This window comes from Escherichia sp. E10V5 (genome assembly GCF_004212315.1).
GTDB lineage: Bacteria > Pseudomonadota > Gammaproteobacteria > Enterobacterales > Enterobacteriaceae > Escherichia.
Genome location: NZ_RHJM01000002.1, coordinates 165,869 through 189,014, shown reverse-complemented (window position 1 = coordinate 189,014; position 23,146 = coordinate 165,869). Strand labels below are relative to the sequence as shown.

At 50.1% G+C, this 23,146-nt stretch carries 16 protein-coding genes; 3 read left to right on the top strand and 13 right to left on the bottom strand.

The window, feature by feature from the left end; all coding sequences use genetic code 11:
- Positions 1-3: 3 nt before the first annotated feature.
- From xanQ to mocA, 6 genes are all read right to left on the bottom strand, one after another.
- Positions 4-1,404 carry a xanthine/proton symporter XanQ gene (gene xanQ, locus D9738_RS01260; protein ID WP_130259392.1) on the bottom strand — a complete coding sequence of 467 codons (1,401 nt, stop codon included), beginning with the start codon at positions 1,402-1,404 and terminating at the stop codon, positions 4-6.
- Between the two features lie 166 nt (positions 1,405-1,570).
- Positions 1,571-4,441 carry a molybdopterin-dependent oxidoreductase Mo/Fe-S-binding subunit gene (locus tag D9738_RS01255; protein ID WP_130259391.1) on the bottom strand — a complete coding sequence of 957 codons (2,871 nt, stop codon included), beginning with the start codon at positions 4,439-4,441 and terminating at the stop codon, positions 1,571-1,573.
- A complete protein-coding gene (gene ygfM / locus D9738_RS01250) occupies positions 4,438-5,217 on the bottom strand; it encodes a molybdopterin-dependent oxidoreductase FAD-binding subunit (RefSeq protein ID WP_130259390.1) in 780 nt (259 codons plus the stop codon). Before ygfM ends, D9738_RS01255 begins: the two co-directional genes overlap by 4 nt.
- A 50-nt stretch (positions 5,218-5,267) precedes the next feature.
- A complete protein-coding gene (gene ssnA / locus D9738_RS01245; RefSeq protein WP_130207802.1) occupies positions 5,268-6,596 on the bottom strand; it encodes a putative aminohydrolase SsnA in 1,329 nt (442 codons plus the stop codon).
- A 2-nt stretch (positions 6,597-6,598) separates the two neighbouring features.
- Entirely contained in the window at positions 6,599-9,697 is a 3,099-nt protein-coding gene (gene ygfK / locus D9738_RS01240) for a putative selenate reductase subunit YgfK (protein WP_130259389.1), read from the bottom strand.
- A gap of 322 nt (positions 9,698-10,019) precedes the next feature.
- Complete coding sequence (gene mocA / locus D9738_RS01235) at positions 10,020-10,598, bottom strand: molybdenum cofactor cytidylyltransferase (protein ID WP_130259388.1); 579 nt, start codon at positions 10,596-10,598, stop codon at positions 10,020-10,022.
- Between the two features lie 92 nt (positions 10,599-10,690).
- Between mocA and yqeC the strand changes: the two genes are divergently transcribed.
- Positions 10,691-11,461: a selenium cofactor biosynthesis protein YqeC gene (gene yqeC / locus D9738_RS01230; RefSeq protein WP_130259387.1), complete on the top strand. Its 771-nt coding sequence runs from the start codon at positions 10,691-10,693 to the stop codon at positions 11,459-11,461.
- A gap of 47 nt (positions 11,462-11,508) precedes the next feature.
- A complete protein-coding gene (gene yqeB, locus D9738_RS01225; protein WP_130207794.1) occupies positions 11,509-13,134 on the top strand; it encodes a selenium-dependent molybdenum cofactor biosynthesis protein YqeB in 1,626 nt (541 codons plus the stop codon).
- 219 nt (positions 13,135-13,353) lie between these two features.
- Here the strand turns inward: yqeB and arcC are convergent, their stop codons facing one another.
- Genes arcC through ygeW form a run of 5 tightly spaced genes read right to left on the bottom strand, consistent with a single transcriptional unit; the run spans position 13,354 to position 19,484 of the window.
- Complete coding sequence (gene arcC / locus D9738_RS01220) at positions 13,354-14,286, bottom strand: carbamate kinase (protein WP_130259386.1); 933 nt, start codon at positions 14,284-14,286, stop codon at positions 13,354-13,356.
- A gap of 47 nt (positions 14,287-14,333) precedes the next feature.
- On the bottom strand, positions 14,334-15,719 hold the full coding sequence (hyuA, locus tag D9738_RS01215; RefSeq protein ID WP_130258070.1) for a D-phenylhydantoinase: 1,386 nt from the start codon (positions 15,717-15,719) through the stop codon (positions 14,334-14,336).
- A 53-nt stretch (positions 15,720-15,772) separates the two neighbouring features.
- Positions 15,773-16,984: a YgeY family selenium metabolism-linked hydrolase gene (locus tag D9738_RS01210; protein ID WP_064529812.1), complete on the bottom strand. Its 1,212-nt coding sequence runs from the start codon at positions 16,982-16,984 to the stop codon at positions 15,773-15,775.
- A 57-nt stretch (positions 16,985-17,041) separates the two neighbouring features.
- Positions 17,042-18,238 carry a diaminopropionate ammonia-lyase gene (gene dpaL, locus D9738_RS01205; RefSeq protein WP_130259385.1) on the bottom strand — a complete coding sequence of 399 codons (1,197 nt, stop codon included), beginning with the start codon at positions 18,236-18,238 and terminating at the stop codon, positions 17,042-17,044.
- Between the two features lie 58 nt (positions 18,239-18,296).
- Positions 18,297-19,484, bottom strand: coding sequence for a knotted carbamoyltransferase YgeW (gene ygeW / locus D9738_RS01200; protein ID WP_001360948.1), 1,188 nt, complete (start codon positions 19,482-19,484; stop codon positions 18,297-18,299).
- 478 nt (positions 19,485-19,962) lie between these two features.
- Here ygeW and D9738_RS01195 point away from each other — a divergent pair, with 478 nt between their 5' ends.
- On the top strand, positions 19,963-21,741 hold the full coding sequence (locus tag D9738_RS01195; protein ID WP_130258073.1) for a sigma-54-dependent Fis family transcriptional regulator: 1,779 nt from the start codon (positions 19,963-19,965) through the stop codon (positions 21,739-21,741).
- A 40-nt stretch (positions 21,742-21,781) separates the two neighbouring features.
- Here D9738_RS01195 and xdhC read toward each other — a convergent pair whose 3' ends face one another.
- Together xdhC and xdhB are read right to left on the bottom strand one after the other, a co-directional pair.
- Complete coding sequence (gene xdhC, locus D9738_RS01190) at positions 21,782-22,261, bottom strand: xanthine dehydrogenase iron sulfur-binding subunit XdhC (RefSeq protein WP_130207784.1); 480 nt, start codon at positions 22,259-22,261, stop codon at positions 21,782-21,784.
- Positions 22,258-23,136 carry a xanthine dehydrogenase FAD-binding subunit XdhB gene (xdhB, locus tag D9738_RS01185; RefSeq protein WP_130259384.1) on the bottom strand — a complete coding sequence of 293 codons (879 nt, stop codon included), beginning with the start codon at positions 23,134-23,136 and terminating at the stop codon, positions 22,258-22,260. The genes xdhC and xdhB overlap by 4 nt, the downstream gene beginning before the upstream one ends.
- Positions 23,137-23,146: the final 10 nt, after the last annotated feature.

Below are 23,146 nucleotides of genomic sequence, written 5' to 3'. Positions count from 1 at the left end.
CTGTTAATCCATCTCTTCCGCAGAGGTAATACCCGGCAGAACGTTTTCCTGTCGGTAGCCACCAGGGAGGATAATATTTAATAAAATCGCAGTTAGGCCTCCGGCACAAATAGGATTTTCAACTAATACATATATTGAGGCGGGCAATATTTTAAAAATTTCGGGGTCATAAGAAACACCAAGTCCTAAACCTAAAGAAGTGGCGACAATAAGTGTTTCACGGCGCTTTAATCCGTTGGTAATAATGATGCGGATACCCGCAATGGCAATCATGGAAAACATCAACGTCATTGCACCACCCAGAACTGCCGAGGGAATAGTGGTGAAGAAGCCGCCGATCATCGGAAATAATCCAAGGATAACCAGCATTACCGCAATGGTGCGCCCGATATAACGTGAAGCGACGCCAGTCATCTGTATTACGCCATTATTTTGTGCAAAAGTGGTTAATGGTAATGAACCGACGGCGGAGGCGATAACCGAAACCAGACCATCTGCCAGCACGCCGCCTTTCAGGCGTGACTGATATTCTTCTCCCTGGATAGGGCGGCGGGAAACCATTGCTGTGGCGGTGATATCCCCTACCGCTTCCAGCACACTAAGCAGATAAATGGTGCCGACCACCAGGAACTGATGGAGGTTGAAATTAAATCCGTATTTGAAAGGATGGGGAATAGTAATGAGGGGGAGATTGCGTAAACTGCTGAAGTCCACCATGCCAAGGCATAATGAAACCGCATAACCCACGCACAGACCAATGGCGATTCCGCCCATACGTAGTAGCGGACTGCGACAACAGTTAAAGCCAATAACCACAATCAGCACCAGTAAACCAACGCCAAGGTGCTCGTAGTTGCCGAACGTGCCACTGCTCTTGGCGGCAAAACCACCGCCAAAATCAATAATGCCAACTTTAATCAGGCTTAAGCCGATCATCAGTACAACAATACCACTGACAGTGGGAGTAATTACTCTGCGTAAATAAGGAAGAATAAAAGAGGCTCCGACCACCAGAAAGGCACCAACGAAGGAGACGCCGAGGAGTGACGACATGATTAATTCTTCATGAAAACCGTCGCTTTTCATGCTGCTACCCAGCGCAATCATGACTGTCACAAATGAAAAATTGACTGACTGAATAGAGAGTAAACCTGAACCTATAATTCCATAGCGATTTACCTGCAACCAGGTACCAATGCCAGAAGCGATCATCGCCATGGAAACCAGGTAGGCTGTGGTTTCTGCGGAAAGTTGTAGGGCCGCCCCCACAATTAGCGCGGGTGTTACCATTGGGACGAAAATTGCCAATAGATGGGTAATGGCACCAACGATAGCCTGATGAAAAGGAGGGCGATCCTCCAGTTCAAATATAAGGTCAGAACCTGCATGGTTTATATCAGACATCCCTTCACTCCTTTATAAAGTAAATTTGATCATCTGAATCAGTAAAATAAATTCCCACGAATTTGGGGCGCAGGACGCCTTGAGAACGGCTTATCTCATTTTCGCAGTTACTAATTAGTTATCTTTAATACAAGGGAAACTGGCCGCCGAAGCGGCCATTTATTATTTATATTTTTTTCAGTGCGGTGAGTATTTTCTCCGGTGTGAAATGCCATTCGCGTAACCAAATGCCGCAAGCATCGTGAATTGCGGTAGCAATTGCCGGTGCTGCACCGTTCACGCCGATCTCCGAGATTGATTTCGCCCCGAATGGGCCGACTTTATCGTCACTCGGCACCAGCACAGCGCGGAAATCACGCGGAATGTCGCCAATTTTCGGCGCGCCATAGCTGCGTAAATCACGCGTTAATGGGTGTCCTTTGGCGTCATAAATGATCTCTTCGCTCATGCTGTGGCCGATAGCTCGGAGGGTAGCGCCGTAGATCTGCCCCAACGCTAACTCCGGGTTGACCGGAGTACCGCAATCCAGCAAGGCGTAGAATTTATCCAGGCGGATTTCACCGGTACGTGTATTGACGGCCACTTCAGCGAAGTTTGCCCCATACGGGAAGGCGAAATCAGGCGTGATGTAACTGGCTGTTCCCACCAGTGAACCAAAGCCAGTACCAGTTTCGCCTTTATGGGCAATATCCCCGAAACTGACTTCGCCTTTCTTGCCGCGAACGACACCCGGCGTTGCCAGTTGAACATCTTCCAGTGGCTCACCCAACATTTGCGCGCTGTGGAAAAGGATTTTGTCGCGTAAATTTTCCGCTGCCATACGTGCGGCGTTGCCTGAGAAGCAAGTGCCGGACGAGGCATACGCGCCTTTATCAAACAACGCATGATCGGTATCACCGGAGATAACATGCACGTCCTGCGGTGGACAATGCAGCACTTCGGCCGTCAGTTTAGTGACTACAGTATCCAGACCCGTACCGATGTCAGCACCACCAGAATGGACGATAAATGTACCGTCTGATTCCAGTTTGATCATGCAGTTAGCCTGATCGATATCAGGGATACCTGATTTCTGCATAATAATGGCGACGCCACGACCCACGCACCAGTCACCTTCCTGCGCTTTAGGTGAAGACCATTGGATCATCTCACGCCCCTGACGCAGGATCTCTTCCAGTGCGCAGCTGGCAGCAGAAGGAACGGAGGTTGGCGCTTTACCTTCACCAATTGCGCCGAGAATCTTCAGCTCTTGCCCTTCGTGTACCCGGTTACGTTCGATAATTTCCAGCTGGTCGATCTGCAACTGTTCAGCCAGTTCCGCTAATGCCATAGTAATAGCGAAGTTACCTTTCGGTGCGCCATAACCCTGATAAGCACCATTTGGGCAGATGTTGCTGTAGTAGGTGGTGACCTGGAAATCGACGTTATCGCACGGATATAACGGCAGTGATAGCGCCGGTCCGTTACACGGTACGGTGAGTGAGTGGTTGCCGTAAGGTCCTGTGTTGGCGCGGAAATCCATCTTCACTGCCGTCAGGCGACCATTTTTTTTGGCCCCCAGTTTTACGGTAACTTTCGCGACGTGACGAGAGGTGTTAGCAATAAACTCTTCTTCACGGGTGTAGCGGAACAGTACCGGACGCCCGGTCACGCAGGTTGCCCAGGCGCACACTTCTTCCAGCAGGATGTCCTGTTTAGACCCAAAACCGCCGCCTACGCGTTCTTTAATGACATGAACTTTATGCTGTTTCATGCCCACGAGACGCGCAACCTGGCGACGCAGGTGCCACGGTACTTGAGTGGACGCGTGGATAACCAGACGATCGCCGTCCATGCGGGTAAAGCAGATGTGTGTTTCAGTCGGGCACTGTTGTGCCTGAGTTGAATTATAGGTTCGTTCAATGATCACATCGGCGTCGGCAAAGCCTTTGTCCATATCACCAATATGACCATGAATACTGGCGGCGATATTTTTGCGAGGGCGAGAACCGATAGGGAAGTTGATGATCATATGCTCGCCGCGCTGGGCTGCATGGCTGTTATCGTCTTCCAGAGTATCTGGCGCACCAGCAACATACACCACCGGTTCATCGTGTACGACAGGCGCATCTTCCGCCATTGCCTCGTCAATCGACATTACTGGCTTAAGCACCTCATATTCAACGTCGATGAGCTTCAGTGCTTCGAGCGCAATTTCTTCATTTTCAGCTACGACCGCAGCCACGCGATCGCCGACGTGGCGCATTTTCTTGCCGAACATACGGCGGTCAAGCGGTGACGGTTCCGGTGCGCTCTGACCACCAGGTGTGTAGTAGATATCCGGGCAATTCAGGTGAGTAATAACGTGAACAACGCCCGGTAAAGCCTCGGCTTTACTGACATCCAGATGGGTAATCAGTGCGTGAGCGTGTGGGCTACGTAACATTTTAATGACGCAGGCGTCAGCGGTTACGCGGTCTTCAACATAGCAGGGTTTCGCCTGCACCATTTTGGCAGCGTCGGTTTTCGGGTAATGTTTACCAATAACTTCAAGGTCATCGCGGAAAGTTGGGGCGATATCAATCGTAGCCTGTGGGTTATTTTTACGTGCAACCGCCAGTTCAATGACCTGGTAGTATTGCTGCCAGCCAGCATCGCGGCTGAACAGACCAGAAAGCGCGTCGTCGATCTCTTCGCGGGTTGGTGTGGCGATGCGATCGAGAAGATCGGTGATAATCAGAGCCGCAGCCGGATCGTTATAACCGGACTGCACCACGCCGACATCAACCATTGCCTGTTGAACCAGACTTAATTCATTCCATTTGCCTAAGGATTCAGTGGTGAGAATGTCTGCGTTTTCTAACTGTGCTGCTATCAACAGGGAGGCGTTAAGGATATTACCGTTAAAAAGAATCGCGTCAGAACCGGCAAAACCGAAGCCATCATCACTGTTGCGCACAGAGTGCATACCCATGCCAAACAACAGCTTTTGCACGTTCTCACCAGGATTGGCCTTTAGCTCCTGGGGCGCGCCATTTAAAGTAAAGTGGATATTCATACGGCTTCCTCCCCAGCCTGTTGGCAGTCGGCATACAGGTCGGCTACCAGAACTCCCGTGATATAGCGTTTATAGGCCACGCTGCCCCGCAAATCTTCCTGCGGGAAAATGGCGTTGGCGACAGCCTGTTCAAGTGCATAGCCTTCCAAATTTTGTTTTTCGACATCGTGAAGACGCAGTGCTTTACTGGTGACGCCATCCAGCGCAATTCGCATACCGTCGTGGTCGGTTAACGCTACGGCTGCTGTCACTACCGTTAATCCAGCCTGGGAACGGCTAATTTTGCGAGTCGCACAGGTGCGGTACGGATCTTTAATGATGATTTCGGTTAGCAGGCGATCGCATGGGCAGGCCAGGTACTCTTCGATTGACAGTGTTTCACCATTGCCAAAAACCAGTTCAGCATCCAGAGCCAGCAGAACGGGAAGCAACACTGATTCTTCCTGCTGGGCGGCGATTTCGCCACCAATAGTCGACTGATTACGAACATGGCGAGAGTAAACAAAACCGAGTGCTTCGCGCAGTGCCGCAGGAATAAAGCGCGCATCACGCAGTGGCTGTAAGCGAGACATTGCACCAATACGCAGTGCGCCGTTATCCCAGTCAACCCAGTCCAGTTCCAGATCCTGTAAGGAAATGGCAATCTTTTTATCGGTGCGGGTTGGCGTGGCGTTGAGTTTGCTGCCGCCGGCAAACCAGACGGCTTCATCCTGGTAGCGGCGCTTCAGTTCCAGCGCCTGTTCGACAGAGTCGGGCCTGAAAAATTGTTCAATCATCTTCTTTCCTTATTTAACCCTCTTCCCTGAAGGAAGAGGGTTTTTGTCATTTATGCCAATGCATCCATACGACGCCACATACTGGCAGCGGCTTTTCTGGCTTGCGCATAAATGGAATCGCAATCGAAGTTAAACTGACGATCTTCATAGACCATCACGCCGTTGACCATCACGCTGTGAACGCTGCCTGACCCCATACCAAAGGCGATATGTCCAGCGATATTGTCTGCCAGCAGCGGCGTCGGCGAGTTGTAATCGCAAATGGTTAAATCTGCTTTATAACCGGCTTCCAGGAGGCCAAATTTCGCGCCAAAGTTGCGGCTTATCAGTTCGTTGCCGTTAGTCAGGGCTTTGGCAAAACTGTCTGGCCATAGCGGACCACCCGCATCGCGATGTTTAAAGAAGGCGAATTTCATCTCTTCAAACATGTCTGAACCAATGCCGTCGGTTCCCAACGCCAGATTGCGAATATCGCTAAGGTGGTGGTTGTAGCCGACGTGGTTGTTCATGTTGGAACGAGCGTTATGCACCAGGAACGCATCGCGCTGATTGAGCAGAGCAATATCTTCTTTTGACAAATACAGACCGTGAGCAACCAGCGTTTTGCTGTCGATGAGATCGTATTCTGCCAGCCGTACCAGCAGGTCTTTGCCGTACCAGTGGTGACTGTGAGACACGTCGTAAAGGTCTTCAGCGGCGTGAATGTGTAAACCACGCCCGGTAGCTTTCACTGCTTCGCGCAGCATTTCCAGCCCAGCATCCGGCACGGTAAACGGAGCGTGAGCGCCGATATGTGCTTCTACCAGATACGGCTCGGTTGCCGCTTTCTTCGCATCATCAATCTGACGGGCGAAGCGGATATTTTCTTCTACCCCTTCCTGTAACTCTTTAATGCCGTTGTTACGGTCAGTGGTTTCAAAACAGGTCATCGCGCGCAGGCCAACTTTTAAAAATGCGTTGCGCAGCGTTGAGAGCGACCCGCCGATATACGCCGGAGAAGCATGGTGATCGATAACCGATGTACATCCGCTCTTGATTGCTTCCAGTGAACAAATCAGTCCGCTGTAGTAGAGAGATTCTTCATCAAGGGCGCGATCGAGCCGCCACCACAGGTTTTTCAGCGTCGAGATGAAGTCCGGGCAGGGGGCGATGTTTGCCATAATTCCGCGGGAAAGCCCCGAGTAAAAATGGTTGTGCGAGCAGACAATCCCCGGCATTACAATCCGACCATGCATCTCTTTGTAGTTGGCTTCAGGGTAGCGGTGTGTCAGGGCGTTGCCGATAGCGATAATCACATCATTTTCGATGGCGATATCGACGCCTTCCTGCACTTTCGCCGGGTGTAGCTGTACTGCGGTGACATTCTTCAGAATCAACATGATTACACCTCCACGCGGCCCAGCAGATAATGATGATGCTGGTGGACATGGCTAATGATGCGGCACATATCGTTCAGCTCTGGCGGTACGTTGTTGAACTGGCCTTCGCTGTCGATGTTTAACACCCAGCTTTGGTTATTCAGACGCACGCGTACTCGGCAATCTTCCACCAGGAAGCCTGGGTTGCTGCTGTTATCAAAATCTTGCGACAGGCTAAAGACGGTGATTTTGTCTTTGTACGGTTTACCGTTCCACGGGCAGAACTGGGCGCAGTTGCCGCATTCGTTGCAGTAGGCGTCCAGGTGCAGTGTCTGGAAACGGTTCTGGAATCCAGGGACCGCAATTGACACGTTGGCGCGGTTCGGGCAGACATCCACACACTTGCTGCAAACGTAGTTACATTCAAGGCAACGTGCGGCTTCCTGAGCGACAAACGCGTCACGATCATCGCTGTTCACCAGGGTGACAGAGATATCGCCTTTGCGTTGGTAGATTTCCGTCGGGTTGACGTTGTTCCAGTATTTATCGCTTTGGTGTGAACGGATATTTTCCCGGCTAAGAATGGCATCCGATGCCCGACGAGCTGTGCCGACAGCCGCGACAATGGAGGACGGTCCGCGCTGTACGTCACCGATCATAAAGACATTAGTCAGGCGGGTTTCACCGTTATGGTCGACGTCTGGCCAGCCGTTGTTGTCCAGCGGCACGCCCATCGTATTCAGGGCTTCAGTATCCTGTTGTTCGCCAATGGCGGTAATCAAACTGTCTACGTGCAGTGTTACCGTTTCGTTGGTTTCTACCGGGCGGCGACGACCTTTCTCATCAGGTTCGCCAAGTGACATGACGCGCAACGTTAAGGTGCCATCAGCATCGAAGCGTTCAGGATTGTTCAGGAAACGGAACTCCACGCCATCGTGCAGTGCTTCTTCATACTCTTCGCGCCATGCTGGCATCTCTTGCAGTGAACGACGGTAAACGACGGTTGCTTTTTCAACGCCAGGCACGCGTAATGCCGCACGGGCGCAGTCCATTGCGGTGTTACCCGCCCCGACAACCACCACATGTTTACCCAGCTTGAGCGCAGTACCCTTGTTGTACTCGCGCAGGAAGGGGAGAGATTTCCAGACATTCTGGTTGTCGCCCGCCAGTTTCACACCGCTATTTTTATCAGTACCTGTGGCAATCAGAACGTAGTGGAAGCCCTGATTTTTTAACTGTTCGACGGTCAGGTCCGGCGAGCAACCGTACTCAAATTTCACGCCGTGATCGGCAACAAAATCGATATCGTGCTGAATTAACTCAGCCGGGATACGGAACTGAGGAATGATATTTTTCACCACGCCGCCCGCGTTAGCTTCGCGTTCAAACAGCGTGACCGGATGACCTGCTCTGGCAAGGAAGTAACCTGCAGCCAGGCCCGCCGGACCGGCGCCAATTACAGCAACCGGATGACGAGAACCAGAACCGGCTGGTTTGTGCCAGCGTTGCTTATATTCATCCCAGCCTTTTTCCAGGGCGACTTTTTTCAGTTCGCGGATATTCAACGCACTGTCGTAATCCAGACGAGTACAGTTGTACTGGCACTGGTGATCGCAAATATGGGCGGTAATCGCGGGCAGGGCGTTGCGTTGGTAGATAAGTTCCAGCGCGTCGGCATAGCGATGTTCGCCCAGCAGGCGAATATATTCCGGAATATCCTGTTTGATGGCACAAGCAGTAACACAGGGGGCAACGTAGCAGTCGGTCAGTGGCAGGTCTTCTGCCACTTCAATACGCTCTTCTGGCTTCCAGTGTTTCTGGGTGTATTCCATAGTTAGCGCATCTGCTGCCAGCCTGTTTAGCCGTTCGACGTCAACACGGTTAAGCTCCCAGGCGTCTGACCCTTCCAGTTCGCGCATGCAAGCGCTTAAGCGCAGATAGCCACCAGGTTTCAGCAGGTCAGTTGCCATGGTTATCGGGCGAATACCGGTATCGAAAATATCGCGGATAGTTAACTGGCTGGCGCCACCGGAATAAGAGATAGGCAGTTTGCCGTCAAAGGCGCGGGAAAGAACTGCAGCGACATTGATGGAGAGCGGGAACAGCGCACGCCCGGACATATACATCTCTTCGCCAGGCAGTGCGCCTTTATTGTTGATGGTGCCGAGGGTGTTAGTCAGTTTGACGCCAAAGCCGAGCGATTTTTCTTTCGCCAGCGCCATCAGGCGTTCCAGCATTTCCAGCGCCTGGGTTAGCTTGAGATCGTGATCAAATGACTCTTCTTTTAAGCCAATGTAATCGAAACCACAGCTATCGAGAATCTCGCGTACTCGCGCGTAACCCAATAAAGTCGGGTTGAGTTTCACGAAGGTATTGAGCTCTTTTTCTTCCAGCATGTAACGGCAAATGGCTTCGATTTCATGTGGAGGGCAGCCGTGCATCGTGGAGAGGGTAACGCCTTGTACCATGCTGGTGGGGATACGTGCCGATAAGGCCTGCAAACTTTCACGTTTTTCCTGCAAACCGTGGCGGGCTAAAAATGCGTCATTCTGGAGTAGTTTATGAAGCGTATCGCGGTATTGTGCAAACTTCGGATGTGCAGACGCGTCCATCATATTATCGATGAACTGCTGCATGGGTGGTTGTTTAATGCCTTCGAGGTTGTAACCGACGCTCATATTAAAGATGAATGATTTACCGGACTCGGACGGCTGGAACATAGCTTCGAGAAGATGCAGGGCGAACCAGGCTTTGAGGTATTCATCCCACGCTTTAAGCAGGGTAAATTCGGTGGACCATTCGGTGTTAAAACACTCGTCTTCGGCGTCGATACAGGGCTTTTCCAGCTCCAGACGATCGAGGATTTGTACTGTTTTAAGTTCGATGAAGCGTCCGCCAGTCAGCCAGGAAGTGACGATGTTTTGTGCGAGTTGCGTGTGCGGACCTGCGGCGGGGCCGACTGGTGTCGCACAGGTTTCACCGAAAACACCGACAGATTTACCTTTTGCGGGTGAGTAAAACTGTTGCTCGGGAATACCAAAGATTGAGCGTTGTTGTTGGTATTCATCAAATATGCGCGTCAAAAGTTCCTCAAACGGAATGGGACGCATAATATCCCCCATAACCCTCTCCTTAGCTTACACAGATATCATTGAGTGACCGGTATTGAGAAATCCGGTGGTTTAGGGGGATAGAGCAACAATCACACCACTCTTGCCATGTTCGCCAGGAAATATAAAAAAATGTGAAGTGCCTCGAAACTTAAGGGGCTTTTGTGAATGATCTCACAGGTATTAAATGAGAATTAAAATCACTCCTGGGTATTATTGTTGTCAGACGTTTTATCACTTTTTCTCATTTCTCAAAATCAGTGATTCTGTATCATTATGATAAAGATGTACTGAGTGGATTTATTATTTGAACGCAATCGTTTAACTGGCTTTTCTAAATTTTAGTATACTTTTTTTGCGCATTAATAAAGTCATTTGGAGTATCAATATCTAAAATTATTTCTTCATTTTCCATTTCGACGAAATAATGTTCGCCCATGAGTAATGCCTGGCGCATATGGGTAACATTAGGTTGTTTGACCGCCTGCATCAGGCAGGATTTTGACACTAAAATCGGATGGCCAGGCGTACCATTATGGAGCGGGAGTATGGCTCCGTTGTTTCGTAACTTCCAGATTTTTAGAAAGATATCTCTGTTGATGGTTGGCATATCACCATGAGTGAGAAAACAATGTTCTGTTTGTACCGCTGGCGCTGCGGCTTTTACCGAAGTCAGTAACCCCTGCGCATAATCTGGATTGTAGATAATAGTAATGTTGCTATGGCTAGCGTAGCGATTATGCAGTTCATTGCCGCGATAACCAGTGACCAAAATAATTCGGCTACAAAACTGCAACGCATTTTTGATACTCGCGTCAAGAATTGTTCCCTGTTGCCAGGGTAACATCATTTTCCATTGCCCCATTCTTGATGATAATCCGGCCGCGGTAATTATACAGTCGATGGCTGACATAGTGGTTCCATTATTATATGGGCTAATAACGCCTGAAAATGTGTTACTCCCTGATTAATGCGTATTTACCTCAGAGAGGTCCATGAAGACTCGTGAAAAGTATAATTGACCCATCGGCGTTATTCATTGATTTAGGCGCGCAGAAACACCCCACTGTGATTTCTGTTGTTGGCGCTGGGGGGAAAACCAGTCTGCTTTTTTGGCTGGCGCAGTTATTTCAGTCCATAGGCAGGCGTGTGTTAATTACTACGACCACACATATGTTTATGCCAGATTCTCACTGGCCCGTGGTTTTCTGTCGTGATCCCGCAATGCTTCCTCACTCGTCTCTCAAATTCCCCATTTCATTTTGTTTTCACCGCTGGAAAGCGAACCAGGGAAAAGCGCAGGGATTTACACCAGAAGCGATTGATGCACTGGTGCAACGACCAGAGTGTGACGTAATTCTCATTGAGGCAGATGGCTCGCGTGGAATGCCGTTAAAAGCGCCTGATGAGCACGAACCTTGCATACCCAAAAGCAGTTGCTGTGTGATTGCTGTGATGGGAGGGCATATTTTGGGCGCGCAAGTTGGCACGGAAAATGTCCATCGCTGGTCGCAGTTTGCTGATATTACCGGGTTAACACCTGATGCAACCTTGCAACTGAGCGATCTCGTTGCGCTGGTTCGTCACCCTCAGGGCGCGTTTAAAAACGTACCACAAGGCTGTCGACGAATCTGGTTCATTAACCGTTTTTCTCAATGTGAGAATGCGATTGCGCAAAGCGAGCTACTTCAGCCGCTGCAACAACATGACGTAGAGGCAATCTGGCTGGGCGATATACAAGAACATCCTGCAATCGCGCGCAGATTTGTGAATTAGCGGCCCGGGCCTTCCGGGTTACTGAATGGATATCGATTGAGGTTGGTATGAATATTTTCACAGAGGCTGCAAAACTCGAAGAGCAAAATTGTCCTTTTGCAATAGCGCAAATTGTAGATAGCCGAGGCTCTACTCCCCGCCATTCTGCACAAATGTTAGTGCGCGCCGATGGTTCTATCGTCGGTACAATTGGCGGGGGAATGGTTGAGCGAAAGGTGATTGAAGAGTCGCTTCAGGCATTGCAGGAACGTAAGCCGCGATTATTCCATGGGCGCATGGCGCGTAACGGCACGGATGCCGTCGGCTCAGATTGCGGAGGCGCAATGTCAGTGTTTATCAGCGTACATGGTATGCGACCCCGGCTGGTGTTGATCGGCGCGGGGCATGTTAACCGGGCGATAGCCCAAAGCGCAGCACTGCTGGGGTTTGATATTGCTGTTGCCGATATTTATCGCGAAAGCCTGAATCCTGAACTTTTCCCGCCATCAACTGCGCTTGTTCATGCTGAGTCGTTTGGCGCGGCAGTGGAAGCACTGGATATTCGCCCTGATAATTTTGTCCTGATTGCCACGAATAATCAGGATCGTGAAGCCCTCGATAAACTCATTGAACAACCCATTGCATGGTTGGGGTTGCTGGCAAGTCGCCGCAAGGTTCAGCTTTTCCTGCGTCAATTGCGTGAGAAAGGCGTGGCTGAAGAACATATTGCCCGTTTGCACGCACCGGTGGGCTACAACATAGGTGCGGAAACGCCGCAGGAGATCGCTATCAGCGTTCTGGCAGAAATATTACAGGTGAAAAATAACGCGCCGGGTGGGCTGATGATGAAACCTTCTCATCCTTCCGGACACCAGCTGGTGGTGATTCGCGGTGCGGGGGATATCGCCAGTGGTGTGGCGCTACGTCTGTATCATGCTGGTTTTAAAGTGATCATGCTGGAAGTGGAAAAACCGACGGTGATTCGTTGTACCGTGGCGTTTGCCCAGGCCGTGTTCGATGACGAAATGACGGTTGAAGGCGTCACCGCCCGACTGGCAACCAGCGCTGTAGAGGCGATGAAACTGACTGAGCGTGGGTTTATTCCCGTGATAGTTGACCCCGACTGTTTACTGCTTGATGAGCTGAAACCACTTTGTGTGGTGGATGCTATTCTGGCGAAACAGAATTTGGGTACGCGTGCAGACATGGCTCCAGTGACGATCGCGCTTGGGCCGGGCTTTACCGCAGGTAAAGATTGTCATGCGGTGATTGAAACAAATCGTGGGCATTGGTTGGGACAGGTTATTTACTCTGGTTGCGCACAGGAGAACACTGGCGTTCCCGGTAATATTATGGGGCATACCACCCGGCGAGTTATTCGCGCTCCGGCGGCAGGTATCATGCGGTCCAACGTGAAGTTAGGCGATCTGGTACAAGAGGGCGATGTTATTGCCTGGATTGGCGAGCATGAAATAAAAGCGCCACTGACGGGAATGGTGCGTGGTTTACTTAATGACGGGCTGGCGGTGGTCGGTGGCTTTAAAATCGGTGATATCGATCCTCGTGGTGAAACGGCTGATTTCACCAGCGTTTCTGACAAAGCCCGAGCGATTGGTGGTGGCGTACTTGAGGCGTTAATGATGTTGATGCATCAGGGCGTTAAAGCGACGAAAGAAGTACTGGAAGTGGCTTAAATGCAAATGGCCGGATGGTATTACCCACCCGGCCTGAGACTGATGACAAACGCCAAATTGCCTGATGTGCTGTGCTTATCAGGCCTACAAATGCTTTGCAACCAATTGAATATTAGATGTTTTGTAGAGTGGGTAAGGCGTTCACGCCGCATCCGGCATCAATAACGCGCACTTTGTTAACAATCTTTGGCCGAATGGCATCTCCACCCGGCCAATAAATTACTGAGAAATCACCGTTCCGGTTTTTCCTTCAATCCCTTCTTTCGCTTTGCTCAACACGGTAATCAGTGCTTCGCGACCTGCGCGAGAGCGGGCAAATGATGCGGCGGCTTCCACTTTCGGCAGCATAGAACCTTTTGCAAAATGCCCTTCTTCGATAAAGCGTTCTGCATCGGCCAATGACAGGCGATCGAGCCACTGCTCATTCTCTTTACCGAAGTTAATCGCCACTTTTTCTACAGCAGTCAGAATGATCAGCATATCGGCATCGATCATTTCTGCTAAACGGGCGCTGGCCCAGTCTTTATCGATAACCGCACTGGCACCGCGCAGATGGTTACCTTCTCGAATCACAGGAATACCGCCACCGCCAACGGTGATCACAACCTGTCCTGCATTTACCAGCGCTTTAACTGTCTCTTTTTCAACAATATCTACCGGCTTAGGCGAAGCAACGACACGACGATAGCCGCGACCCGCATCTTCTTTCAGGGTATAGCCTTGTTTTGTCAGTTGCTCTGCTTCCTGCTCGGTAAAGAACGAACCGATCGGTTTGGTTGGGTTGAGGAAGGCCGGATCGTTAGCGTCGACTTCGACCTGGGTAACCAGCGTTGCAACGGGTTTATTAATGCCACGAGAAAGCAGTTCTTCTCTTAAGGCGTTTTGCAGATCGTAACCAATATATCCCTGACTCAACGCAACACAGACAGACATTGGCAGCATCGGTGAATGCGCTTCAGTTTTTGCAGCGGCTTCGAATGCCTGGTTAATCATGCCTACCTGTGGTCCATTACCATGAGTGACGATAACTTCATGTCCCTGGGCAATTAAATCAACAATTGCCTGAGACGTAATTTTTACCGCTTTCATTTGTCCAGCCAGATCGTCGCCCAGCGCATTCCCGCCGAGGGCGAGAACAATTTTCTTACTCATTTTTCCTCACTCATCATTCTTGATTGTGTATAGATCCCTGGCAGTGGTTAGAGCACGGGAGGGACAAACGGTTTGCGTCGCAGGAAACGTCCTCGTCCGGCTTTGCCTGTAAAGGTGCCGTCACAGAAAATCGTTTCACCACGGGATAAGGTTCTGACAATCGCGCCCTGACAGGTAAAGCCCTCCCAGGGAGAGTAGTCGGCGTTGTCGTGGAGATGGCGATGCTGAATTTGTTGGCTCTGGCGTGGGTCGATAATCACCACGTCGCCATCGGAACCGGGTGCTAATAATCCTTTTTGTGGCCACAGGCCAAACAGCCTTGCGGGCATCGCACTGGTTAATTCAACAAAACGCTCCGGTGTGATACGTCCCGTCATTACTCCACTGGAGAACAGCAACTGCATGCGATTTTCCACACCGGGCAAGCCATTTGGGCAGCGGCTGAAATCGCCTTTAGAAATTTGTTGGCGCTGGGCCATCGAGAAGGTGCAGTGATCGGTCGCCACCACGTCAATCGCACCATCGCTGATGCCACACCACAGCTTGTCCTGCTCGCGAACGTTGCGCAGCGGTGGGCTAAGAATGAACTTCATGCCATCTTCTGTATCGTAACTGCGTTCGTCCAGCAGGAGATATTGCGGGCAGGTTTCAACCCAGACTGGCTGGTGATTCGCGCGAGCAAGGCGCAGATAATCCAGACCTAAGCCGTTAGACAAGTGCACGATATAGAGCGGGGCGTTACCGGCAATTTGTGCCAGGTTAATCATTCTGGCGATGGCTTCGGCTTCGCATTCCAGAGGTCGGCTCAAGGCGTGGTAGCGCGGCGCGGTTAACCCAGCGGCGATAAACTCAGCTCGCTTACTGGCGATTGCGGCGTCATTTTCTGGGTGTACAGTGGTCAGCGCGCCGGATTCATGCAGGCGGCGTAATGCCTGTAGGACTTCATCATCGTTGAGTTTGTATTGATAGGTTAAATAGAGTTTAAAACTGCTCAGCCCTTCTTCTACCATCATCGGAATTTCGTCGAGTATGGCGTGATTAATATGCTGGATAACACCGTGAAAGCTGTAGTCGATGACCGCTTTATGGGCGGCATAACCACGATAAACTTCCAGTTGATGGCGTAATCGGCAGCCATTCGGGCCAAATCCCATATGATCAATAATGGTTGTTGTACCGCCACACGCGGCTGCGCGGGTACCGGTAAAAAAATCATCACAACTGCGCGCGATGCCGACATCAATATTGAAATGTGTATGGACATCTACGCCGCCAGGGAAAACATAACAGCCAGTGGCATCAATTTCTTCACAGGGGAGTTGCGGCGAAATATCTTTGCCTAACTGGCGGACAATACCGCTTTCAATCAGCAAGTCCTGTTTGGCTTGTCCATCTGCGTTAACGACAGTGCCGTTTTTGATCAATACGCGCATAGCAAACTCCAAAAAACCCTCCGGCGAACCGGAGGGAAATAGGTGAAGAGTAATTATTCTGTTGCCAGCCAGCTTAACGGGATTGCAGCGTACATAGCGGCACAGGTCACCAGGTGAGATTTCCAGGTTTTTTCGTTTGGCGCGTGCGCTTCAGGTTCTTTACCCGGTCCAAAGCCGATGACCGGAATGCCGTGACGGCCCATAATGGATACGCCGTTAGTTGAGAACGTCCACTTATCAACGACCGGTGCTTTGCCAAACAGACCTTCGTAGGCATTCACCAGCGTTTTAACGGTGAAATGATCTTCTTCCACTTTCCAGGTCGGGAAGTAGCATTCGGTTGGGTAAACCAGGCCAGTCCAGGACGGACGGTCGTAGTTGTACATAGAAACGACAGCATTGGCTTTCTGTACCGCAGGCAGGGCGCGGATTTCATCCAGCGCGCCTTCCCAGGTTTCGCCCCAGGTCAGGCGACGGTCGATGGAAACGGCACAGCTGTCTGCTACTGCGCAACGACTTGGTGAGGTGAAGAAAATTTCGGAAACAGTCAGAGTACCTTTGCCGAGGAATTCGTCATAGCCCAGACGTTGGGACAGTTCTTGTAATTCGCCAAGAATCGGGCCCATTTTGAAAATGGCGTTATCACCGCGTTCTGGTGCTGAACCATGGCAGCTAACGCCCTGAACATCAATGCGAATTTCCATACGACCGCGCTGACCACGATATACCTGGCAGTCGGTTGGTTCGGTACTGACCACAAATTCCGGGCGAATGCCGGATTGTTCAATAATGTACTGCCAGCACAGACCGTCGCAGTCTTCTTCTTGCACAGTACCGGTGACCAGCAGGGTATATTCATCTTCCAGACCGAGGTCTTTAATGATCTTACCGGCATAAACCATTGATGCCATGCCGCCTTCCTGGTCGGAAGTACCACGGCCACCGATCAGCTCGTCGGTTTCCATGCCTTCGTACGGGTCGAATTCCCAGTTTTTGATGTTACCAATGCCTACGGTGTCGATATGAGCGTCCATTGCAACCAGACGCGGACCGTGGCCGATATAGCCGAGAACGTTACCCATTGGATCGATTTCAACTTTATCGAAGCCGACTTTTTCCATCTCTTCTTTAATACGATGTACTACACGTTTTTCGTCGCAGCTTTCACTGGGAATAGCAACCATATCGCGCAGGAAGCGAGTCATGTCTGCCTGGTAATCTTTTGCTTTTTCAAGAATCAGTTTGAATGGAATATTCTTAGCCATTATTTTTCTCCAGATTTTTTACTCCCCATTTGGCGGGGAGTTGTTCCAATAGGGTGATTAAGGTGCTACAGAGTGTTTGCCTTCCCAGACAACTTCGCGGTAGTGCTTCACGTCGGTGTCGCCTTCGGTGCTGATAACCAGGACGACGGCATCTTTGTTCAGAGCCAGTTTTTCCATCAGGCTTTGACGTTGCGGGTGATAATGAACAGCCGCGAGAACGCCCAAACCGACAGCGCCAGATTCACCAGAAATGATGCGTGGATCGTTGCCGTACGGATTACCCAGCACACGCATACCTAATGCGGCAACGCTGTCCTGACAGGAGATAAATTGGGTGGCACAGTTACGTAAGATTTCCCAGCCCAGAGGGTTAGGTTCGCCGCAAGCCAGGCCCGCCATAATCGTGGCCATATCGCCGCCAACGTTGACGATGTCACCTTTGACGCCGGAGCGATAAATACAGTCAGCTTTGTCAGGTTCAACAATGATGCTGTGCAGATTTTGCGGGGTGTAAACATCCACCAAATAACCTAGTACGCCGCCGGCCATAGCGCCGACACCGGCTTGCAGCAGAACGTGAGTTGGTGTTACGCCCATTTCACGCATTTGCTCGACGGCTTCATCTGCCAGAGTGGCGTAGCCCTGCATGATCCAGGTTGGAATTTTGGTGTAACCTTCCCAGGCGGTATCTTGCACCACTTCCCAGCCGTGTTGCTGCGCGTGTTGCATGGTCAGGCGAACGGTATCGTCATAGTTCATATCAGTGACGATGCACTCGGCTCCGAGGTTCAGAATGGCGTCAACGCGTTCTTGAGCGGAACCTTTCGGCATGTAAATTACCGCGTTCTGACCGAGTTGCTGTGCTGCCCAGGCAACACCGCGCCCGTGGTTGCCGTCGGTCGTTGTAGCGAATATCATTTTTTCGCCGATGGCATTTTTCAGATGCTCGAATGACAGCGTTTCGATATCAAGATGATATTTTTCACACAATAATTGAGCGATGGCGTACGCACCGCCGAGCATTTTGAAGGCGTTCAGACCGAATCGTTTTGATTCGTCCTTAACGAGAATTTTCTTCACACCAAAAAGGTTTGCGAGATCGTCCAGCGCACAAAGCGGTGTTGGGCGATAGCCAGCAATTTTCTGGTGGAACTGGCGCGCCAGTTTTGCCTGGCTTTGCGAAAAGAGCGGTGATGTTTCGCCGTTGAAAAATTTGTTATCGGCGATATCAATCTTCAATGAGAAAACGGACATATCCTATCCTTTTGGCCTCTGAAAATAGAGAGCCGACCTGTCGATCGGCCCGAGGGGGTTATTTCACGCGTTCTTGTGCTTCTTTCAGCAGTTGTTCGAGCAGTGCGCCTGGTTTGGAATATTTACGGGACAGGATCATCGCTGCGATGATGTATGGCTTCCAGCTGGCTTCTTTGTAGGTTGCGATACGGTATTTTTCGAATACACCTTCAGTAACTTCACCTTCTTTGCAGGATACGCCGCTGATATCGGCTGGCAGGCAGTGCATATACAGGGCTTCGCCATCACGGGTCAGCTCCATCATCTCTTCAGTACAATGCCAGTCTTTGTGCTGTGCGTTCTGTGCCAGACACTGTTTTTCCAGCGCTTTCAGTCCTTCGTGATCATTAGCGCGCAGCAGTTCAGTACGCTCTTCCATCACTTTGTAAGGTGCCCAGGACTTCGGATAAACGATGTCAGCGTCTTTGAATGCTTCTTCCATGCTTGTTACCTGACGGAAGCTGCCGCCGGATGCTTTAGCATTGTTTTTAGCGACTTCAACGACATCCGGGATCAGGTCATAACCTTCTGGATGGGCAAGGGTGACATCCATACCGAAGCGGGTCATCAGACCGATGATGCCTTGTGGTACAGACAGCGGTTTGCCATAGCTTGGGGAGTAGGCCCAGGTCATGGCGATTTTTTTACCTTTCAGGTTTTCCAGTGAACCAAAGTGTTCACGTAACCATGCCAGGTCAGCCATTGATTGAGTCGGATGGTCAATATCGCATTGCAGGTTAACTAAAGCCGGGCGCTGCGGCAGTACGCCTTGCTTGTAGCCATCGTCGAGTGCCGCGCCAACTTCACGCATATAGGCGTTACCCGCGCCCAGATACATATCGTCACGAATACCGATAGCGTCAGCGCAGAAGGAGATCATATTAGCGGTTTCACGGACAGTTTCGCCGTGCGCAATCTGTGATTTACCTTCATCAAGATCCTGCTGTGCAAGGCCGAGCAGGTTAAGCGCAGAAGCATAAGAGAAGCGGGTACGAGTGGAGTTGTCGCGGAATACGGAAATACCTAATCCACTATTAAAGACTTTGGTAGAGATGTTTTCAGCACGCAGTGCTTTTAATGCTGCGGCAACGTCCAGTACTTGTTTCAGTTCATCTGGCGTCTGTTCCCACGTTAACAAAAAATCTTTCTCGTGCAGGTGAGAGGTCAGCGAATTGATATCCTTAATCAGCTCATTAACAGTTTTCATCATAAAGTCCCGGTAGTGGAATGACAGGCAAAGTGGTTTATTTCACTGTGACTTGCCAAAGTGATTGGTGTTTTCACAGCTATACCAGGGACTAACAATAAACATGCCAGAATTATCTACGCGGTCACGAAACGCTAATCTGACAGGGGATATGTGGGATTGATCACAAATTATCGCCACACTACGGAAGTTAAAAATATACGGAAACGTTTGGCTTTTTTAACGCAGTTATTTATTTGCTGCTAAGTATCAGAAATAAGATAAAGGGACAGGTGAAAGCTCGTCAGTTTGATAAACTCACTCCCGTAATTCTCATATTGATATAGAAATGTGATATCACTTCCATAATTTCATTAGAAAGTGATAAAAATCTTATGTTTTTAGCAAAGCGATTTTTGCCTGAGTTAATATCGTTATGATCTGTGAACCATCAACGTCTTCAATGATCGACTTTTAAGTGATTCTGGAAGGTAAAGCTATGGAGCTTGCTAATACGCAGTCAGTTTTGATGCAAATTCAACCAACAATTCAGCGTTTTGCCAGAATGCTAGCCAGCGTTTTGCAGCTTGAGGTTGAGATCGTTGATGAAAACTTGTGTCGCGTCGCTGGAACCGGCGCATACGGGAAATTTCTTGGTCGCCAGTTGAGTGGCAACTCACGCTTGCTCCGCTATGTCCTCGAAACGAAAACCGAAAAGGTCGTGACACATTCTCGCTTCGATCCCCTTTGTGAAGGCTGCGACAGTAAAGAGAGTTGTCGTGAGAAGGCGTTCCTGGGGACGCCCGTTATTCTGCAGGATCGTTGTGTCGGAGTGATAAGTTTGATTGCTGTTACTCATGAGCAACAAGAACATATCAGTGATAATTTACGCGAATTTTCAGATTACGTTCGCCATATATCGACTATTTTTGTCTCGAAACTCCTGGAAGATCAGGGGCCGGGAGATAACATCAGTAAAATATTTGCTACCATGATCGATAATATGGATCAAGGTGTATTAGTTATTGATGAGGAAAATCGTGTTCAGTTCGTTAATCAGACTGCATTAAAAACACTTGGCGTTGTGCAAAATAATATGGTTGGGAAACTTATTCGTTTCAGGCCATTAACATTTGAGAGTAATTTTACTCATGGGCATATGCAACATATTGTCTCGTGGGATGATAAAAGTGAATTGATAATTGGTCAGTTGCATAACATTCAGGGACGACAGCTATTTTTAATGGCGTTTCACCAATCTCATACCAGTTTTTCCGTGGCAAATGCATCTGATGAACCGCATATTGAACAATTGGTTGGCGAGTGCCGTGTTATGCGGCAATTAAAACGGCTGATTAGCCGCATCGCACCTAGCCCCTCCAGCGTCATGGTTGTTGGTGAAAGCGGGACCGGAAAAGAAGTGGTGGCCCGTGCTATTCATAAGTTGAGTGGGCGACGGAACAAACCCTTTATCGCTATCAACTGCGCGGCGATTCCGGAACAGCTTCTGGAGAGTGAGCTGTTTGGTTATGTTAAAGGCGCATTTACTGGCGCTTCTGCCAACGGTAAAACAGGGCTGATTCAGGCAGCAAACACGGGGACGCTGTTTCTTGATGAAATTGGCGATATGCCTTTAATGCTTCAGGCAAAACTGCTGCGGGCGATTGAAGCGCGTGAGATCCTGCCTATTGGCGCCAGTAGCCCAATACAGGTCGACATCCGCATCATTTCTGCAACTAACCAGAATCTGGCTCAGTTCATAGCCGAAGGTAAATTCCGCGAAGATCTTTTCTACCGACTTAACGTTATTCCTATCACTCTGCCACCGCTACGTGAGCGTCAGGAAGATATTGAACTGCTGGTGCATTACTTTTTACATCTCCATACCCGTCGTCTGGGATCGGTTTACCCGGGTATTGCTCCCGATGTTGTTGAGTTACTGCGTAAGCATCGTTGGCCAGGAAACCTGCGAGAGTTAAGTAATTTGATGGAGTATCTGGTCAACGTCGTTCCTTCGGGCGAAGTCATCGACAGTACGCTACTACCACCAAATCTGGTTAATAACGGTACGGCGGAGCAAAGTGAGATGCCAGAAGCCAGCGAGGCACATTTGGCTCTTGATGATGCTGGCGGCACAGCGCTGGAGGAGATGGAAAAGCAGATGATTCGCGAAGCGCTCTCACGGCATAACAGTAAGAAGCAAGTCGCTGATGAGCTTGGTATTGGCATCGCCACGCTTTATCGTAAAATTAAGAAATATGAATTGTTAAGCGCATAGTCATCAAAAAATCCGGCCTGAATTCAGGCCGGATTGCGTTTTACTTCGTTTCTTCACAGTCCAGAACAGTATTCACAATCATTTGATATCCGGTACAGCGACACAGATTCCCGGCCAAGCCACGGCGAATTTCCGTAATGGTTAACGGTTTCTCTCGAGGTTTTGCCAGCATTGCCGTAGTGGCCATAATCAGCCCCGGCGTACAAAAACCACACTGTACAGCGCCAGATTTCGCATAAGCCTGTTGTACATGAGAAAGTTTGCCGCCTTTCGCTTCGCCTTCCAGCGTGCGGATCTGTTTTCCTTCAGCCCATGCGGCCAGGTATAAGCAGCTGTCTATCGCGGTTCCGTCAACCAGCACCGTACAGGCACCGCATTCACCAACGCAGCATCCTTGTTTGACACTAAGCAGCCCTTGTTCGCGGAGCAGTTCCGAAAGCGGCATACCTGGCGCGGCGTGAAGCTGAAAAGGCATATCGTTAATGATGCATTCAATAGTAATACTTTCGCTGTGATTCATTGCAATTTTCCCCCCGCCGCAGCGACGGCTTCGCTAATCACTTTTTTGGTCATCGTCTGAATGAGATGCAGACGGAACTCTTTACTTGCTCGCCATGAAGAACGCGGTGCGACATCCTGTAGGACAGATTCGCAGATGGCCTCCAGTGTTTGCTGGTTTAATGGCGCATTTTGTGCAGCCTGTTCGGCATGTTGGCAGCGAATCGGCGTTGGTGCGGCAACACCAAATGCCAGACGCAACTCGCTGAAGTAGCCGTTGTTCAATCGACAGTGAGCGGCACACCCGATTGTTGAAATATCCATCGCATCGCGCATGGCATATTTATAATGTGCGCTACCTGCGTGTTCTTTTGGCTGCGGAGGAAAATGAAACGCGACCAGAATTTCATCATGCTCAAGGGAAACCTTACCTGGTCCGGTATGAAAACCATTAATCGAGACGAAACGGACCCCTCGCGGTGAATGAATTTCCAGCTTCGCATCATAAATCAGTGTTGGTGTTGCTGAATCTGCGCTGGTGGCGCCGTTGCAAATATTTCCGCCGTAGGTAGCGACGTTACGGATTTGCGGGCCGGCAATAGACGAAGCCGCAGCGCATAATGCCGGGAGATGATGTTGCGTTAACTGATTTTCTATTAACTGAGTAAAGGTCGTCGCAGAGCCGATGCGTAGTGCACCATCTTCCGACAGCGTAATACCCCGAAGCTCCGCCAGATTGTGGATATCAACAATATGGCGATAGCGATCATTGTGGTGGTGGAGTTGAATCAGTACGTCAGTGCCACCGGCGAGCAGTTTGGCCTGCGGATTTTGAGCCAGCAGGTTGGTTGCATCGGCAACGGTCGTTGCGCGATGGTAAGAAGCAAAATCAAACATGATGTTATCC